This is a genomic window from Marinicella rhabdoformis (assembly GCF_009671245.1).
GTDB classification, from domain to species: Bacteria; Pseudomonadota; Gammaproteobacteria; order Xanthomonadales; family Marinicellaceae; genus Marinicella; species Marinicella rhabdoformis.
In genome coordinates, this window is record NZ_VTFS01000002.1 from 37,606 (window position 1) to 56,458 (window position 18,853).

An 18,853-nucleotide genomic window follows, 5' to 3' on the forward strand; every position below is an offset into this window, starting at 1 on the left:
TATTATGGCTAATCAACAGTATTACGGAACAGGCAGAAGAAAATCTTCATCAGCTCGTGTTTTCATCACTCCAGGCAGTGGTAAGATTGTCATTAATGACAAAGACATCAGCGAATATTTCAGCAGAGAAACTGCGCGCATGGTTGCAAGACAGCCTTTAGAAGTGCTTGGTATGGCTGATCAATTTGATATTAAATGTACAGTTGTCGGTGGTGGAACTACTGGCCAAGCTGGCGCCATCAGATTAGGTCTTTCTCGTGCATTATTGGAGACTGATGAAACATTACGTCCTCAATTGAAAGAATACTCATTCTTGACACGTGATGCGAGAAAAGTGGAAAGAAAGAAAGTCGGTTTGCGAAAAGCCCGTCGTTCTGTACAGTTCTCGAAACGTTAATTCGTCGAGTACATGTATTCAAAAGGCCGGTATTTACCGGCCTTTTTTGTATTTAAAATTTGAGGTAATGAGTATGACTAATAATAAATTAATTTGGATAGCAGGCGCGTTGTTGATTAATGGGTCTGTGCATGCAGCAGATAATGACGCAGAAGGAAAAGGTACTGTTTGGTCTGGTAAAGGGCAGCTTGGCTTTTCAATGGCTTCAGGGAATTCAGATTCAGACAATTTGAACGGCTCTGTTGAATTAAAAATTGAAAGTGAAAAGTGGGTGAATCAATCGAAATTAGAAGCCCAGTATGCTTCATCTGATGGTGAAACGACAACTGATCGCTTTGTCTTCAGTGGTAAGACAGGTTATAAGTGGAGAGATGCTGATCATTTCTTCTATGCTTCTCGTTATGAAAATGATGATTTTTCTGGCTACGATTACACCATGTCAGCTTCTGTTGGCTGGGGACATAAGTTTTTTGAGTCTGATAAAAGTAAATTATTAACTGAGTTGGCTTTGGGTTATAAGGTGCAAGCGGTTGATGCTGATCGCTCAGAGGTCAGTGGGGCAATCTTGGTGGGTAAGATGGATTACATGCGTCAATTAACTGAAACAACCAAATTTGAAGATGTGCTGTTGATTGAGTCGGGCTCTGATAACACTTACATTCAAAATGACATGGGCGTGGCCTTGAAAGTTAATGAAGCCTTTGCGGTCAAATTAAACTACCAGTACAGGCACAACACAGATGTTCCTGCAGGTAAAGAAAAGACAGATGAGTTGATTTCAGCGAATTTGGTTTATGACTTTTGAAAATTAAAGTTTAAAACAAGCCCGCATAAAAGCGGGCTTTTTTTGTCCTGGAAAATTATGACAGTGTGATTTTAGCAAATTTTCTTTTGCCTACTTGGAATACACCTTCAGTACCAGCAGGAAAAGATTGTTTGGGGTCGGTTAATTTTTCACCGTTCAATTTAACAGCACCTTGTTTGGTCATGCGCATGGCATCAGAAGTACTTGAACATAACCCTGAGTTTTTAAGTATGTGTGCCAAACCCATTTCTCCACCTTCTGTGGTTAATGTGATTTCGTCAATGTCATCGGGTAAAGCACCTTTTTGAAACTGTGCTTTGAAACCTGCCAGTGCTTGTTCTGCAGCTTCTTTGCTGTGGAACCGTTCAATGATTTCTAAAGCCAATTCAAATTTGGCATCTCGTGGGTTCTTTCCAGCTTCAACCTCAGCTTTGAGTTGGGCTAAATGTTCATTAGATTTAAAGCTTAACAAGTCAAAGTAACGCCACATCAAGTCATCAGAAATGGACATGATTTTGCCAAACATTTCTTGTGGCGCTTCATCAATACCAATATAGTTACCCAGTGATTTAGACATTTTCTGTATGCCATCTAAGCCTTCTAATAAAGGCATAGTGATAACAATTTGAGGGTCCTGTCCTGCTTGGTTTTGCAAATGCCTGCCCATCAATAAATTGAACTTTTGATCTGTGCCACCGAGCTCCACATCAGCCTCAAGTGCCACAGAATCATAGCCTTGAACTAACGGGTACATGAATTCGTGGATGGCAATCGGTTGACCCGATTTGTAGCGTTTATCGAAGTCATCACGTTCTAGCATGCGTGCAACAGTGTATTGAGACGTTAATTGAATCATGTCTGCAGCGGTCATTTTGCCAAACCAATTTGAATTGAATTCAATGATGGTTTTGTCTTTATCTAAGACTTTGTAAATTTGTTCTTGATATGTTTCGGCATTTTCTAAAACTTGTTCGCGGGTCAAAGGCTTTCTGGTGACATTTTTCCCTGTAGGGTCTCCAATCATTCCAGTAAAGTCTCCAATCAAAAATATCACATCATGTCCTAAGTCTTGGAATTGACGCATTTTATTTATGAGAACCGTATGACCAATATGCAAATCGGGTGCTGTTGGATCAAAGCCTGCTTTGATTCTGAGCTTTTTGCCGGTCTTGAGTTTCTTTTCCAGTTCTTCTAGTTTGATGACTTCATCTGCGCCACGGCAAATCAAATCCAGTGCATCTTGTACTGACATGTTGTTAAAATCGTTAAAAAGGGGTTAATTCTACTCAAATTAGCATGAATTTAGAACCACAATTGATTCACAGAGGCAAAAAATCATCTATAATTCGTTTCAGTTAATTGTTGAGAAAGAACCATTAAAACGCATGCCATCCGTAAAAGTGCTTCAAAAAGCCAATCTTTCACGTTGTCTGCTGTTCCTGCAAAGAAAATAGCAGGCCAGGCTTTTTCGTTGATAAAAAAAATCACAAATAAAAAAGCTGTGGTGGTAGCCGCTGCCATATTTTCATTTGTTGCCATCAATGACATGTTAACTGTCGAAGCAGAAGCAAAAGTGCCAAAGGCTGATGTTTCAGCGCAAATTGAATTGCCTTCTATGCCTTTATTGAGTTTTTCTGAAGCTGGACTGATTGGTCAAGAGCAATTTGAAACACTGAATCATAAAGTTAAAAAAGGCCAAACCATGTCTGGTATCTTTACTGACTTAGGGTTGTCTCAAGCGTTGTTGTTAAAAATCATTAAACACAATGAAGACGGTAAAAGGTTGACTAAGGTTATGCCTGGCACGGTTCTTAATTTTAAGATTGATGCACAAAAACAACTCAAATCTTTACAGTTTGACCCATCCGATAAAGAAACATTGTCGATTGTTGTTAATGAAGGTGAAGTTTCCACAGAATTAGTTGCCCATGAATTACAAACCCAGTTGGTTACTGCCAAGGGCAGCATCACGCACTCTCTGTTTGGCGCAGGGAAACAAGCTGGATTAACTGACAAGATGGTCATGCAATTGGCCCATATTTTCAGTTGGGATATTGATTTTGTTTTGGAAATCCGTCAGGGTGACAGTTTCAGTTTGATTTACGAAAAAGTTTATAAAAACGGCGAATACATCACCGATGGCAAGATCTTAGCCGCAAGCTTTACTAATCAAGGTAAAGCGTATGAGGCGGTATATTTTGAATCGGAAGAAGGTGATGGTGCTTATTATGCGCCGAATGGTCGCAGCATGAAAAAGGCTTTTTTACGTGCGCCGTTAAATTTTTCTTACATCAGTTCAAACTTCAATCCCAGACGCAAGCACCCGATTACCAAGCGAATCAAGGCCCATCGAGGTATCGACTATCGAGCGCCTAAAGGCACGCCCGTTTTTGCTGCAGGTAACGGTAAAGTGATTCAATCTTCATATAATAAATTCAACGGTAATTATGTGTTTGTTCAACATCCGAATGGGATTGTGACTAAATACTTGCACTTCAGTAAGCGTGCAGTTAAGAAAGGTGCGCGTGTCAAGCAAGGTCAAACCATTGGGTATGTGGGATCGACAGGTATGTCAACAGCATCACACCTGCATTATGAGTTTGTTTATAACGGGGTACACAGAAACCCACGAACAGTTTCACTTCCAAAAGCAGAGCCTTTAGCCAAGAACAAAATGCCAGCGTTTGAACGCATGGCTTCACCGCTGTTGGCGGAATTGTCTGGCTTGAATCAACGATTGGTGGTTGCCAATTGATCTACCTGGGACTGATGTCAGGAACATCATGTGACGGCATTGATGCAGCTCTGGTTAACATTGACGACTCAGGTATTGAATGTTTGGCGACTTACCATGAAGTCTATCCGAACAAGTTAAAAACAATTTTGTTGTCAGTCATTGCTGGCAAGGCTGCATCAGCACGTCTGTTTTCGAACTTAGATTGTCAGTTGGCGACCTGCTATGCACAAGTTGTCAAATCCATCCTGAGTCAAGCCAATGTCAGGCCTGAACAAGTACAAGCCATAGGGTTACATGGTCAAACCATTGATCATAATCCTCCAGTCAATACTTGGCAGTTAGGGTCGGCGGCTCATGTGGCTGCACTGACAGGCATTGATGTGATTGCAGATTTTCGCAGTTTAGATGTTGCTTACGGTGGACAGGGCGCACCTTTGGCGCCAGCATTGCATAAAGAAGTTTTCTATCAAGGAAAGCCTTTGGCGGTGCTTAATTTAGGTGGTATAGCCAACCTGTCTTACATAACTGAGCAAAGGGTGATTGGGTTTGATACGGGGCCTGCCAACTGTTTGATGGACTTGTGGGCCAATAAACACCTGCAAATTGATTACGACCAATCTGGCCTGTGGGCAGCAAAAGGTGTTGTTTGTGATGATTTGCTACAAGCTTTATTAAGTGAACCCTATTTTTCCAATAGACCACCTAAAAGCACAGGTCGAGAACTGTTTCATTTAAAGTGGTTGGAAAAGCATTTGGCCGATTTAGAAACCTTATCGCCACAAGACATTCAGGCCACACTGTTGGCCTTGACAGTGATGACCATCTCCAATGATGTTGATACATATGCAGCGGATGCATCCCAATTGATTGTTTGTGGAGGCGGAGTCCATAACACCACGTTGATGTCTCAATTAGAAAAGCAGCTCCATATGCCTGTTATAAGCAGCCAAAGCGTAGGCGTGAACCCAGATCATGTGGAGTCAGTGTTGATGGCTTGGCTGGCTTCAAAATACCAAGATCCTTTGGATTTGATACAAATTACTGGAAGCAAGGTTGCTCACAGGTTTGGGGTGTTATACAAAGGTAAGGTTGAGACTAAGTCAAAGGAAGCGGACAGTTAATTAATTTCGATCACCAAAACAGTGATGTTGTCGGAGCCGCCATTTTCTAAGGCTTTAATCAATAACTGATCTGCTAATTCTTTTGGGTGTGCATTTTGAGACATGATGGCTTCAATTGCCATGTCATCAACTTCTTCGGTTAAACCATCGCTGCACAGCAAGAACTTGTCACCTTTTTCAAATGAGGCGTTTTTAGATGCAACTTTAATTTCGCTGTTATCAGTTACCCCTAAAGCTTGTGTCACAACATTCCTGTGAGGATGGGACCTGGCTTGTTCGGTGGAGATTAATTTTTGGTCTACCAATTCTTGAACATAAGAATGGTCAGAGCTGATGGCTGTTAAAGATTTGTTTTGATAGATATAGGCCCTGGAATCGCCAACCCAAGCACAATGGTAATCATTTTGGTCCAGTTTGACGATAATGACTGTGGTTCCCATTGGCAAATCGCCTGGCTTTTCTGAAGAACTGTTGATGATTTCTTGGTTGGCAGTGAGGATGGCTGTTTCTAAATCCATGCCTTGTTCTATGGCAGAAAGGATGTTGTCTCTGGCCAAGGCGCTCGCAATTTCACCATGGTCATGCCCGCCCATGCCGTCAGCAACCAAATAGACATGCTTAGGATTATTTACACCATAGGTATCTTCGTTATGATCACGTTTGATGCCAGAGTGCGTGGTATGTCCAATTGTTATATTCATTCAATAAGAAGTGTTTTCCCCTTTGTTTTCATAATATACCACAAGCCATAACGGTTGTGGCGCAGGAATCGTTTCTGTGAAGTTTGTCACGGATTATCGGCTATTTGACTCCAGGAACCTTTTTGTTCTTTCCATTTAAGTAGTTGCTTATAAGTCATGATGTTTTCTACATATAAAACCGCCGTTTTTCCATCAGCCATACCGTGTTTTAAATGCTGTGCAACAATCGGGTTGTTGAGCTCAGGCAAGAAAAGTGACACATCTTGCCATAAATCTGGATTTTTTCCGTTGCGCTGCGTTAATATCCGTGCATCTTCTAAATGACCATAGCCTACATTGTAAGCGGCCAGAGCAAAAAGTGTTCGGTCTGGTTCTTCAATTCGTTCAGGTATTTTGTCTGACATTTTTTGAAAATAAGCAGCTCCACCTCTTAAGCTTTGTAGTACATCAGTGCGGTCAGTTATACCTACATCTTTAGCAGCCCTGCGGGTTAACATCATCAAGCCTTTTACGCCAGTTGGAGAGACGGCCTTTGGGTTCCAATGAGATTCTTGGTAACTGATGGCGCCTAACAGTAAATAATCAAAATCAAGTGCTTTTGAAACTTGCTTTACCTGGGTCACGATTTTTGGCCAACGGCTGTATAAATAATCTAAAAAAGTGACGGTATTTGCCGTGTTAATTTCAGGAATATAGACACTTAATTGATTTTTTAATTTTTGAACTTCACCTGTATCAACGCTGGTTTTGATGAAAGGGTTTAAGTGATTCAGCACTGATTGGCTATTGGGTCTGAGCATCCAAGCAATGTCTATTGATGGGGTTAATTGGATTGGGGTGTAAAGTCCGGGTATGAACTGTTGATAGATTGAAACAATAGAAGAATCTGCCAAAGTAAAATCTATTTCTTTTAAACTCACCATTTTGATCAACTCAAAGAGCGATGAGTGCTTGTCTATACTTAATTTTTCTAAATTAAACTCAGGGTGATCATCGAGAAATTCTTGGTTGCTGCTGAATGAAGTTACCCGCCCATCGGCTTGGTTTAATTCTGACATTTGCTTGATGTCTTTATACCTGTAGTGAGTAACCAGATTAACATGTGACTCATCAATTGGAGCGGAAAATAAGTAGCTTTTCATGCGAGAATTGGTCACGCTGAGGTGACCGCCGGCGATGTCAATTTTTTGTTGATTCAGTGCTTGAAACATCGCCTGGTTGTTTCTGAATGTTCTGACTTTTAGGGTTAAGCCGTGCTGCTTACAAAAGCGTTTTAACAGCTGGTATTCAACACCAATTTTTTCTTCGCCGTTATTGAAATAGGACAGTAATGACGTGCGAGTGCCATAATTAATGTACCCCCTTTCTTTGATTTTTTGCCAACTGTTTCGGCTTTGCCAAGGGCTGGTGAAAATCAATACCAGGGCAACAGTCAAAAGCAGAAACCATTGCTTTTTTGCGTAGAAATAATGAGGCTTCAAATCACACCAGTTACAAAATTCATTATGTTTGATTATAATGCATGCGCTGAATAATGTCGAAAAATGTTTAATTTATGAAAGTTACAGGTTTTTTAGTTCGTTGGTTTTTTGCCCTTTTGCTTGTGTTTATCACCTACAATCCTACAGGTTATTCTTTGGCCCATTGGGTTTGGCCTTTCGGTGGAGAGCAATTACCTCTAAAAATATTGGCTTCATTATTGATCTTGGGTGGTTATGTGATTTATTTAACGGCTACTTTCAGGTCTTTAGGGTGGATTGGAATCATATTGGTGTTTGCTTTTTGTGGCACACTGGTCTGGCTCTTTGTTGATCAAGGTTGGATGGATATCAGTAACCCAGGTATTTTGTCATGGGTGATGATACTGGTTTTAGGGACTGTGATGGGTCTGGGTATTTCGTGGTCACACATCAAGAAAAAATTGACCGGACAGTTTGATACAGATGATGTAGGAGAATAAAGGATGAGTTTGATTAATACCCCAATTTCAGTGGGCGAGTTACTGGATAAAATAACCATTTTAGAAATAAAATCGGAAAAGATAAAAGACGCTGAAAAATTAAAAAACATCAATCATGAGCTTTCTTTGTTGACTGAAATTTGGTCGCAAGGTGGTTTTGATGGTGAAAAAATGGCTGAGTTAAGACGTCAACTAAAAACAGTCAATCAAACACTTTGGGTTATTGAAGATGACATCAGAATCAAAGAAAAAAATCAAATCTTTGATGACTCCTTTGTCCAATTAGCAAGAAGTGTTTATTTCGAAAATGACACCCGAGCCCAAGTAAAAAAAGACATTAATAAGCTTACTGGCTCTGAGCTGGTCGAAGAAAAATCATACGAAGATTACAAATAAGATGATAGCGAGTTTGGTATACTGAAACCTCATGAATCAAGGTGACATGCGTGGATAAGGACCTAATACATACTAAAAGGACTGCCAAAGAAAATTTGGTGATTGGTGTTTGTGCCGCCTATGGTATTTGTATCTCTTTTTTTGCCATTATCAGGTTCATATCACAAGATTGGGTGATTGGTACAGTCGACTCTATTTTGGTCTTGTTTTCTTTTTATGTTGGCTATCATGTATATTCGACCAGGCAAACACTCATGGCCAGCCACGCGATGGCGGTCATTGCGGTATTAGGGACACTGGCATCTATTGTTTTGAAAGGCAGTGTACAAATTTATTGGGTTTATCCAACCGCGATTTTGGTGTACTATTTGATTCCACCAAAGACAGCATCTTATTTTAGCTTGGTGTTTATGGCGCTTGTGGCCTATTTGGTTAGGGATTTACCTGCCTTTACATATATAACTACTTTGATGTCAATTTTGGTCACTGTCTATTTTTCCTACTTGTTTTCCATTCAGTCCATTGCGAGCCATGAAAAATTAAAAATCATGGCAACAGAAGATATGTTGACCGGAATTGGTAACCGCAGAGCCTTTTATGAAATGATAGAAAAGATCAGATTGAATAGTTTGTCTGCATCTGCAATTGTTATTGATGTAGATAATTTCAAGAAAGTGAATGATTTATTGGGTTATCAAAAAGGTGATGACATATTGAATGACACAGTTGATATCATAGATTGTCAGGTTGCTGATGATGACATTTTATATCGATTGGGTGGTGCCAAGTTTATTTTGATTTGTCAGAACAAAGATTTTGATTATGCCTATAAGGCTGCACAACGAATACGCTGCGCGTTCAATGAGTCGCATTTATACCAATCAAATGGAGTTTCTTTGTCAATGGGCGTGGCCAGGAAAACAGCTCAAGATTCAACTTCTGAATGGATTAAACAATTAAATTCAGCCGTATTCAAAGCCAAAAAGACAGGCAAAGATCGCATCATTAAAGCGATTAATTATTGAGTTTTAAAAATCTTTTATATTCTCAAGTTTTGAGAAAGCCTGCCGTGATAATATGTACTTGTCTTTGCCTCACATGGAATCATGCACCAACGTCAGATTAAATTATACTTCAGTCATTCGGTAGAACACTTGGCTGATAGATTGAATCATCAGTTATCGCTACAGCGCCAAAACAGCAGCAACATCCTCAATCCAGCCGAAGTGATTGTGCCCAATGGCAACATGCAGAAATACTTGCAGTTGAATATGGCATCACGAGACGGTATTTGTGCCAATGTGGCTTTTCCTTTTTTGGAAACGGGTCTGTTCCAAGCGACACTGAAGTTGCAAAATAAAGCTGCTGTTCGGATGTTGAATCAAGGTGATTTGGCATTGAAAATTTGGCACAAGCTAGCTGACAGTGATGATTTAGATCCAAAAGTTTATCAACCGATACAACACTACTTTTCATCAGAAGAATCAGCCGCTTTGCAAAGCAAGAAGCATTGGCAATTGAGCCAAAGGTTGGCTTTGTTGATGATGGACTATGAGCTTAAACGTCCTGAAATGGTGCAAGCTTGGCTGACCGGTGGTTTGATTTTTGAAAGCAGCCAAGACGAACGGTTGCGAGCCCTTGAGGTGATGCAAAAAGATTTGTATTTGAGCCTGATGAATGCCCAGCAGCTACAAAGTGATGGTGCGGAAAATGAGGTTCAACAATTGACCTTGTTTCAGTTGTGGCAACAGGCAGATTGGTCACAGGTTTCAGTACCAGATAAAGCCACTGCCATTCACATTTTTACACCCACCCGTTTGTCACAATTTCACCGCCAATTGTTGTGTGATTTGGCGCGCAGTTATGAAATTCACATTTACCAGCTGAACGTGTGTGCCGAATATTGGCAAGACATGCAAACCGAAGGTGAAGACATTTGGCACCAAAGGTTATTGGCACAGAAAGTCTCGGCCACTGATTCAAGTGGTGAGCCCATATCAAACGACACGAGTGACATTGAAGTCGCAGAAAGTTTTTTTGAGATGGACGATGCCCTGATTGAAAACCCTTTGCTTAAAGCCTGGGGCAAGCCGGGCAGGGAAGCGCTCAAACTGTACAGTGAGCTTGAGGAAGATGCGATTCATTTCGATGTCAGTTTCAGTGATGAATGGTTGGATTCAGAGCAACGAAGAGAGGACACTTTATTACACTTGCTGCAGGATGCGATTTTATTCCGCAGCCAAGGTGATAAAGAGTTAACCCAACCGAATCAACTGGCCAGTTTACAAATCACCCAAGCACCTTCAATTTACCGTGAAGTGGAATCGGTTTATCACAACATTTTGTGGCATTTGAAACAAGATGAAACGCTGGAACCGTCAGATGTGGCTTTGTTGGTCACTGACATGGACAAATACCGCTTTGTGATTGAGCAGGTGTTTGGTGAGTTGAACCGCCAGCAAGGCGTCCATTTGAACTATGCTTTGGTCGACGCCTCTGTGACGGTGGAATCCAGTTACGCGCGCGCTGTGTTGTCTTTGTTTGATTTCTTGGCAAACGATTTCATGCGTGCCGAGGTGTTTCAATGGTTACGCAATCCTTGTGTCATGTCGGCGTTACAGCTGACAGATGGTGATTGGGATGATTGGTTACAAACTGCCAGCCAGTTGGGTATTTTTGCTGGTTTTGAACAATTGTATCAAGCTGTAGATGAGGCGACTGAAGACAATGATGACCTGGGCAAACGCTTCACTTGGTCTCAAGGTTTAAGGCGCTTGCATGTTTATTTGGCCAATGAAACCACAGAACACAGTTTATTGGATGCCGATGGCATCGGTAAATTGAGCGTATTGTTGGATTATTTGCACCACCAACACCAACTGCTCACACAAGCGCGCAGTGCCCAAGCATGGGAAGCTTTGTTAAGCCGTTTGTTCGACACGCTGTTGGCGATCCCTGAAACATTACCCAGAGAGCAATCGGTACAAATGGCCTTGTCACAATCGTTATTGAAATTATCCAAACAAGTGCCAGACATGACTTTGAATTTTCATGATGTGCGTAATTTTATAGAAGCTGAGTTGAATGATTTGTCAGCCAGCAAAGGGCATTACCTGACCGGTGGTGTGGTTTGCGCTGCCTTACAACCGATGAGACCAATTCCCTTCAAAATCACCTATGTTTTGGGTTTGGATGCACCGAGTTTTCCGGGCGGCTTGCGTTTTGATACCTTGGATTTAAGTAACCGGTCACGCCGTATCGGTGACATCAATCAAATTGAAAACAAGCAGTATTTGTTTTTGGAAACTTTGATGTGTAGCCGTGAAAAACTGTACCTGTCCTACGTCGGTGAAGATTTACGCAAAGCGGAGCAAATTGAACGCTCATCGGTGTTGGATGAATTGGCTGATTTTGCCATGACATTCATTGATGAAGCGCAAATGGGCCAATCTTTAGCTGTGCCTTCAAATGCACCTTTAGCTGCTTTTCCAGAAACAAAATTACCATTGGACAGCAAAAACAGTGCGCCATTCAGGTTTGATGACAGCAGCTTTGCAGACATGTCAGTGAATTTTTCATTGGCCGATCACTATTTGGCTTGGGCAGAAACTGCACCCATGCAAGCCCAAGTACATGCAAAGGCACATGCCAAGGACATGCTCGTTCAGGGTGACCGCCAGCAACAAGCTGCCGCACAGCAGTTTTTGGATTTATTCGAAGCATCAGATGGTTCTGAAGTTGGTGCTGTTACAGCTAAAGACAATGAAACTAAAAACAGCAAGGTCGATGTCAAAGCCGACATCAAAGTCGATATTGGGGATTTGGCCAAGTATTTAGAAAATGCGATGTCAGAAGTGTTGTTGCGCCAAGGCATGGTGAGCAAGCACCCAGATCAAGAAGCCTTGGTGGAACATGAGCCGTTTGAATTGAATGGCTTAGATAAGCACATACTTTACCAGCAAGCCGTTTGGGATGTGGTGAATGCAGCAGATACCTTGTCGTTGGCGGGCAGCTTGCGAGCCAAATATCAGCAAATGGCAGCACAATCGACGCTGCCTGTTGAATTTTTTGTTGATATTGACGAATTATCAGAAGTGGCTGAAGAACCAAGTTATCAGTCCATGATGAAGGATTTATCGGAATTAACTGCCTGTTCTGGCCCTTTGGTTTTTGGAGAAGCGGTGACCGACGCCACGCCAGTTCAAAGCACATCAGCAATAAGCATTCCATTGCCTGATGGTCGAAACATTCAATTACATGGTGTGGTAGATGGTTTGTTTTTAGCTGGTGAAACATACCAAGCACAATTGGTGGTCAGTGGTGGGAAAATTAAGGCCATAAAAAGTGACACATTGTGGGATAAAAAGTTAATCAGGCCGTTTCTTAATTGGTGCTTGATGCAGTTATCAACTGACGTTAAAACAGCAGAAAATATGATGTTGCACTTATTTTATGCTGACCATTGTCATACCAAAACATTACAGTTTTGGGCGACGGATGAAGTTTCATTTTCAGGGCCTGCTTATGTGCGTCAATATCTGGCAGATGTATTACAAGATTATTTGGCCTTGGATGGGACTTTTATCAATTGTGAGCAAGTCAACCAAGCGAAAATGCCAAGGACTGATGAATTAACGACTCAGATTCCTTATTTACCAGCTAAATCAAAAGCCAAAACTGTTCACCCTTTCAATTATCAAATAGCAGATATTGATCCCTACACCATAGCTGCCATTCAAAGCACTTATAAGGACAAAGCGCAGTTCAAGGACTATGAGGAAATTGCCAAAATTGTTGAGCTCAAAACTTTTGATGACGTGTTACCGGTGATGCACAAACGCTACTGGCCTTTGCATGCCATGATGTTGGCGCAATTGCCCGATGAAACGTTTTTAGTCAACAAAGATAAGGAGGTGAAATGATGTCTGAATTTATTTTCATTGATTCACCAGTCGAAATCGATTTGAACCAAGATGCGGTGATTGAAGCCTCTGCTGGAACCGGAAAAACCTACACCATCATTGAGTTGGTGTTGCGTTTGCTCACAGTAGAAAAAATGTCTCTGGATCAGATTTTGTTGGTCACTTTCACAGACAAAGCCACTGCTGAATTAAGGTCCAGGATTCGAGAAGGTATTCACGATGCGATAAAAAAGTTTGATGAAAATGGTTCAGGTGTTGCACCAAATGCTGTTGCAATTCAGGCACATTTGGACAGGGCATTAAAGCAAGTCAGCAGCGCGCCAATTTATACCATCAATGCTTTTTGTCAAAACATGCTGCGCGAATTTGCTTTTGAACAAGGCGGCGTGTTCGAGTTTGAATTGGTCGATGACCAAGAGGTGTTTAAGCAACAATTAAACCAATTGAAACGCCAATGGCCTTCAGATCCTAGCATCAAAAAAGCCTTCAATAAATTGGGCAAGTCAGCGAAAGAGGTTGAAGAGTTGTTGCTTGATTTGTTGGGCAACATCAATTTAGAACGGGATTTGTTGTGGCCTGCATCAACTGAAAATTTGGCTGTTACCAGAGGAAAAATATCAGCTTGGCTTGAGGACTTTGATTTTGATGCTTTTACGCAAGAATTGGAACCATTAGAAAGCATAACAGCCAAGGTGAAAACGAACATGTTGAAAAATGTCACCACAGCTTGGGCGACTTTAAATGAACGATTAAAGCATGCCACAGATGACAGTGATTACGCCGCCGAATTTAAGTCGGTTTACAGTAGCCACCTTGATATTTCTAAAGCTTGTTTATTCAAATATCACAAAGACTGGTCAGCTAAAGCACCAGAAGATGAACAAAGCAATGCGCCGAAGTTCAATGAAATGATTGAGCAATTAAGCCATGCAAATCAACAGTTTGTCGGAGCCGACTTCGACATCATTCAGTCATTGCTGAAAGACATCACTCAAAAAGCAATTGATTACAAGCTGAATAATGGCCTGATCAGTTACGATGACATGATCAACCGACTGCATGAACAAATCATGGCTGAGCGCCGTTTGCCTGTCGATGAACAGTTGTTGACGCAACAATTAAGACAGAAGTTCACTGTGGCAATGATTGATGAATTCCAAGACACCAGTTTCAATCAATGGGAAATTTTCAAAACCTTGTTCTTTGAGTCCACTGACCACCAACTGACCGTGATTGGCGACCCGAAGCAGGCGATTTATGCTTTCCGTGGTGCCGATGTACACACCTACATAGATGCCAAAGATGACATGCTGGGCATTGGTCAGGCCAAGGGTTACCGTTTGGCGACCAACTACCGGTCCTTGCCCGATTTGCTTGAAAGCTTCAATCAGTTTTTTGGTGATGAGCTGGTTGAACAAGGTTCTTGGTGGCAGGCTGATGCAGTGGCAGTGAAATCAGCACCTGATGAACACATCGCGCAGCAAGGGCCGATGCTGCTGCTTGATTCAAATTCAAACAATGATACTTCCGCCACACAGGCCATCAATGACCATGCCATCAATAGTTACGGCATTCAAGGTGAGGGCTTTCAAGCCGAAGATTTTAAGCAGTCCATGGCCAATCAAGTCGCTTTATTGGTACAACAACATATTTTGAGCCAGCCCATTCAGGTGAAACTCAAAGGCAAAAACAAAACCTTGGGTTTGTCTGATGTCTGTGTTTTGGTTAATGCAGCCACAGAAGCTGAATTTCTGGAAAAGGCCTTCACGCAATTAGCCATCCCTTACAACTACCACAAGAAGAAAGACCTCTACAGTTCCGATGAGGCATTACATTATCAAATCGTACTGACCGCTTTGGCGCACGACAACGACCGCAGGCGCGTAAACAATGCCTTGGTTACTTTGTTCTTTGGTTTGAAGCCCGCACAATTACAAGATTTTGCCGATGAATTGTTGCCCGAAGTGAACCAGCACTGGTTGGCTTTGAAAGAGGCTGCAGCGGATGGTGATTGGTTGCGTTTGTTTGACCTGTTATTGCATGAATCTGGCGTGTTGATGCGTGCCAGCCACCAAGGTTTGACCCGACGTGTGGCGAACCTCAAACACATCAAACAACTGTTGTGTGAAACCGCTTTGGCACAAAACTTAGACGTCAAAGGTTTGTTACAGTGGTTGATTGAAAAACGTGAAGCCAAGGCGTCAGAAGACTTGCATCAAAAAGACAACGACCGCCAAGCGGTCAACATCATGACCATGCATGTGAGTAAAGGTCTGGAGTTTCCTGTGGTGTTCCTTTTTGGAGGTTTTGGCTCTGGTAAGAGTACAACACAGAAGTACACCAAATACCGTGATAAGAAGTCAGGTCAGATTGTCTATGACGTGAACAAAAACACCGAGGCTGAGTTTGCTTATGACGCCGAAGAACGTCAGCGTTTGTTCTATGTGGCGATGACGCGAGCGGTATTTAAACTGTTTTTGCCGGTGTATGACAAAGCGCAATATGGTGAGGCTGATAAATCACATTATTGGCACAAAGTGGTCAACCGTTTAATGCAGCTGCGCGAAACCCAAACCGAGTCATGGTCACAGCCCATTATCAAGTTGGATGACAGCGAAATGAAGCCGTTGAAGCCAGCGGTATCGAAACAAGGTTCGATGCCAAACACATCTTTGTCACCTTTGTCACCACCCAAAGGTTTGTGGCAACGTCAGCGCAAAGTGTATTCTTTCTCGTCACTCAGTCACAGCAAACAGTCCAGTCGAGTCAAAGATGGCGCCAGTTTCGGTGAAGCCAGCCAGAATGAAAAAACAGCGATTACCGGTGATGCCGTGGCGCAAGGGCCACAACTGGTCACTGAAGCTGCAGATTGGACCAAGGTTTTGCCCGGCGGGGTCAAAACGGGTCATGTCTTGCACGGCATTTTTGAGCATGTGGATTTCCAGCGCTTCAATCAGATCCCAGATTTAGCCAGCCTGTGGCAAGATGAACGCATCATGTCTGTGGTTGATGCACAAATGGAACAATTCAGCATGGACAACGGGGACATTTTGAATGACGAAGGTGAAGTGGTAAGGGAACACCGACAAGAGTTGGCCGCTTGGGTATGGCACACCCTGAAAAAACCATTGGCAGCACTTAACGGTGGCACTTTGGCTGATGTCTTACCCGAAAACCGTTGCCATGAAATGTCGTTCTTTTGGCAAAAGGAACAAACCCATTTAACTGGCTTTATTGATTTGTTGTTCGGTGTCAAATGTGACCCCAAAACGGATAAGGGCAGCATGGATTATTTTATCCTCGACTGGAAAAGTAATTTCAGTGCAGCAGGTTATGCGCCTGAGGTGTTGAACCAAGAGGTGATGGCGGCGCATCAATACCATTGGCAATATGAATTGTATGGCATGGCAGTACAAAAATGGTTCGACTCATTGGGTTTGGAAAATGCGCGTTTGGCTGGGGCCATTTACTTGTTTTCACGTGGTATTGATTGCCAAAGCGATGACCAAAATGGTGTCTATTATGATGATTTTTCACAGTCAAACTACGATGATCAAAAAATCGAAACAGAACTGCTCACCATCACGCAAAGTCGCATAGGAGGTCAATCATGAAATTCAATGTCACCACAGCCGATCTCAGGCGTGTTTTTCCTGGCCTCAATCTGCCAGCAGAGCATTTGGTCAATCAGTTGAATTTGGACCTGGGGCATTTACAGTTGTTGCGTGACTGCTATAAGACATGGCAGTTTGATGCAGCTCCCAAAAACAATATGGATGCTAACACCTTAAATCAAAACAGGGACTTTTGGATCATGCTGTTGACGCTCATCAGCGAGGTCAATGAAGGTTCTTTGTGTTTGCCAATAGCCGCACAAGAAAACGCTACCCCAGTGCTTTTTAATCAAGCCCAAGCCATGACGGTGTTCAATAGCCAGCCCTTAAGTTTTTACCAATTGGACGGTGCGCAAATCCTGTCTTTTGATGGCGAACGTTTGTATTTTTATAAATACCACCAAGCCGAGTTGGCTGTTATGGATGCTTTGATTGATTTGGTGGGCCATGGCCAAGCTCAAAGCTTTGCTGCCGATGAGGTGAAACAAGCCATCTCAACGGTACAGCAATCGGTTTCATTTGCCATGAGTGGCGAACAGGTATTGGCGATGGCAACCTGCTTAAGCAAGCCGTTCAGCATCATTTCTGGAGGTCCGGGCACCGGTAAAACCACTATTATGGGCAGTGTGTTGCGCTGTTTGGTGCGCTTGGGCTTCGATGCCTCTGATATCGCCTTGGCTGCGCCGACAGGCCGTGCGGCTTATCGCATGACCGAATCGTTGCGCCATGGCTTGATGTATGATGTTAAAACAGCGCTGACAGCAGCAGAATTGGCTTTACTGGATGCTGAAGCCACCACCATTCACCGTTTACTGGGCGCTAACCCGAGCCGAAAACAACACCGCTACCACCAAGGTAACTTGTTGCCGTATCAAGTCATTGTGATTGATGAAGTCTCGATGGTGGACATGATGCTGATGAAACAATCATTGCAAGCGATACCATCTGGCTGTCGTGTCATATTATTGGGTGACCAGTTCCAATTGCCCTCGGTCAGTTCAGGTGCTGTGTTGGCCGATTTGATGCCAGACGTGAACCAAAAGTTGGCGATGTCTGCCGCCCAAAAAACCCTGATGCAGCACGTGTTACCCGTGTCTTGTGTTGATATTCTGGATAGGTTTGATGCATGTGATGGTTTAGAAATGCAAAATAATGGTGCCGTGTTACTGGATTGTGTCACGGTATTAACCGACAGTAAACGTTGCCAAGCCGATATTGCGCATTTGAGTGAGTTGGTCAGAAAAGGCGATGTTCAGGGTTTTATGCACAGTTCAAAACTACAAACCGTGGCAGAACCAAGCCAAGGTGCTGCCGGTTTTTACTGGAACGATGCCATCATGAGCAACAACTCTAAAATATGGCAACAACATTACCTCGACTGGTTGGCAAGGCATTATTTTGAACAAGGTGACTATCAAAATTTGATGACCCAGTTAAAAGGCATGGATTACCAACAATTGCCTCAGCACACAGACGCCATTGACCAAGTCTTCCAATGCATCCAAAGCAACCGTATATTGACCTTGGTTAATCAAGGCGAAGTTGGTACACAAAACATCAACTACCATGCCTGTGAAATGATGAAACAACGACTGGATGTCACCGGCCATGAACACCTGTTCCATGGTGCCGCCATCATGGTCAGGCGAAACGATGCCAGCTTAAAACTGTTTAATGGTGATATTGGATTCCTGCTTGAAATCGAACAAGGTCAACTTAGAGCCATTTTCCCAACAGCGAAAGACAGCAACGTAACAGCCTATCAAAGCTATTCCATACATGTCATCCCCGAATTCACTGCCGCCTTCGCCATGACCGTACACAAAAGCCAAGGCTCAGAATTCAACCACGTGCTGATGCCATTACCCCACGACACCGACCACCGCCTGCTCAGCCGCGAAATCATCTACACCGGCATGACCCGCGCCAAACAGTCTGTTGAACTGGTCGCCAATGAAGCCGCCCTGAAAACAGGCATACAACGCAAAAACCACCGCCAAACGGGGTTGAAATTGTGGGAATAGTTGAACAATATAGCGTGTAGGGTGGGCTCTGCCCACCACAAAAGAAGTATGAAATCAGGGCTGTGATTAATCGCCTTACAAGCCGGCATCCAACGCAAAAATCACCGCCAAACCGGGTTGAAATTGTGAGGTGGTTGAATGTATTCAACAAAAACGCTTAAAAAAAGTGAGTCAAG

14 protein-coding genes are annotated in these 18,853 nt (G+C 42.8%); 10 read left to right on the forward strand and 4 right to left on the reverse strand.

The annotated features are described in order from the left end of the window. The first annotated feature begins 4 nt into the window (after positions 1-4). Together rpsI and FET73_RS06450 are read left to right on the forward strand one after the other, a co-directional pair. Positions 5-397, forward strand: coding sequence for a 30S ribosomal protein S9 (rpsI, locus tag FET73_RS06445; RefSeq protein WP_154223132.1), 393 nt, complete (start codon positions 5-7; stop codon positions 395-397). 73 nt (positions 398-470) lie between these two features. Next, entirely contained in the window at positions 471-1,202 is a 732-nt protein-coding gene (locus FET73_RS06450) for a DUF481 domain-containing protein (protein ID WP_179952150.1), read from the forward strand. A gap of 55 nt (positions 1,203-1,257) precedes the next feature. Here the strand turns inward: FET73_RS06450 and tyrS are convergent, their stop codons facing one another. Continuing rightward, positions 1,258-2,454 carry a tyrosine--tRNA ligase gene (tyrS, locus tag FET73_RS06455; RefSeq protein WP_154223134.1) on the reverse strand — a complete coding sequence of 399 codons (1,197 nt, stop codon included), beginning with the start codon at positions 2,452-2,454 and terminating at the stop codon, positions 1,258-1,260. A gap of 83 nt (positions 2,455-2,537) precedes the next feature. Next, positions 2,538-2,750 (reverse strand): hypothetical protein, encoded by a 213-nt coding sequence (locus FET73_RS06460; protein ID WP_154223135.1) that lies wholly within the window; start codon positions 2,748-2,750, stop codon positions 2,538-2,540. On the opposite strand from FET73_RS06460, the gene FET73_RS06465 reads away from it, so the two are divergent. Both FET73_RS06465 and FET73_RS06470 read left to right on the forward strand, forming a co-directional pair. Further along, positions 2,749-3,957 (forward strand): peptidoglycan DD-metalloendopeptidase family protein, encoded by a 1,209-nt coding sequence (locus tag FET73_RS06465; RefSeq protein WP_154223136.1) that lies wholly within the window; start codon positions 2,749-2,751, stop codon positions 3,955-3,957. The two genes, FET73_RS06460 and FET73_RS06465, sit on opposite strands and share 2 nt — an antisense overlap. Further along, positions 3,954-5,060, forward strand: coding sequence for an anhydro-N-acetylmuramic acid kinase (locus tag FET73_RS06470; RefSeq protein WP_281347600.1), 1,107 nt, complete (start codon positions 3,954-3,956; stop codon positions 5,058-5,060). Before FET73_RS06465 ends, FET73_RS06470 begins: the two co-directional genes overlap by 4 nt. Here FET73_RS06470 and FET73_RS06475 read toward each other — a convergent pair. Both FET73_RS06475 and mltF read right to left on the reverse strand, forming a co-directional pair. Further along, on the reverse strand, positions 5,057-5,761 hold the full coding sequence (locus FET73_RS06475) for a PP2C family protein-serine/threonine phosphatase (protein ID WP_154223138.1): 705 nt from the start codon (positions 5,759-5,761) through the stop codon (positions 5,057-5,059). The genes FET73_RS06470 and FET73_RS06475 overlap by 4 nt on opposite strands. Before the next feature lie 86 nt (positions 5,762-5,847). Then, the gene (gene mltF / locus FET73_RS06480) at positions 5,848-7,197 is read right to left on the reverse strand and encodes a membrane-bound lytic murein transglycosylase MltF (RefSeq protein WP_179952153.1); all 1,350 of its coding nucleotides are present in this window, start codon (positions 7,195-7,197) and stop codon (positions 5,848-5,850) included. A 119-nt stretch (positions 7,198-7,316) separates the two neighbouring features. On the opposite strand from mltF, the gene FET73_RS06485 reads away from it, so the two are divergent. From FET73_RS06485 to recD, 6 genes are all read left to right on the forward strand, one after another. Beyond that, positions 7,317-7,721 carry a DUF6524 family protein gene (locus FET73_RS06485; protein WP_154223140.1) on the forward strand — a complete coding sequence of 135 codons (405 nt, stop codon included), beginning with the start codon at positions 7,317-7,319 and terminating at the stop codon, positions 7,719-7,721. A gap of 3 nt (positions 7,722-7,724) precedes the next feature. Further along, on the forward strand, positions 7,725-8,117 hold the full coding sequence (locus FET73_RS06490) for a DUF6165 family protein (RefSeq protein WP_154223141.1): 393 nt from the start codon (positions 7,725-7,727) through the stop codon (positions 8,115-8,117). A gap of 50 nt (positions 8,118-8,167) precedes the next feature. Then, on the forward strand, positions 8,168-9,142 hold the full coding sequence (locus FET73_RS15485) for a diguanylate cyclase (protein WP_154223142.1): 975 nt from the start codon (positions 8,168-8,170) through the stop codon (positions 9,140-9,142). An 81-nt stretch (positions 9,143-9,223) separates the two neighbouring features. After that, positions 9,224-13,039, forward strand: coding sequence for an exodeoxyribonuclease V subunit gamma (locus FET73_RS06500; protein WP_154223143.1), 3,816 nt, complete (start codon positions 9,224-9,226; stop codon positions 13,037-13,039). Then, a complete protein-coding gene (locus tag FET73_RS06505) occupies positions 13,039-16,653 on the forward strand; it encodes a UvrD-helicase domain-containing protein (RefSeq protein WP_179952154.1) in 3,615 nt (1,204 codons plus the stop codon). Before FET73_RS06500 ends, FET73_RS06505 begins: the two co-directional genes overlap by 1 nt. Further along, positions 16,650-18,677, forward strand: a complete 2,028-nt coding sequence (recD, locus tag FET73_RS06510) for an exodeoxyribonuclease V subunit alpha (RefSeq protein ID WP_154223145.1) — start codon at positions 16,650-16,652, stop codon at positions 18,675-18,677. Before FET73_RS06505 ends, recD begins: the two co-directional genes overlap by 4 nt. The last annotated feature ends 176 nt before the right edge of the window (positions 18,678-18,853 follow it).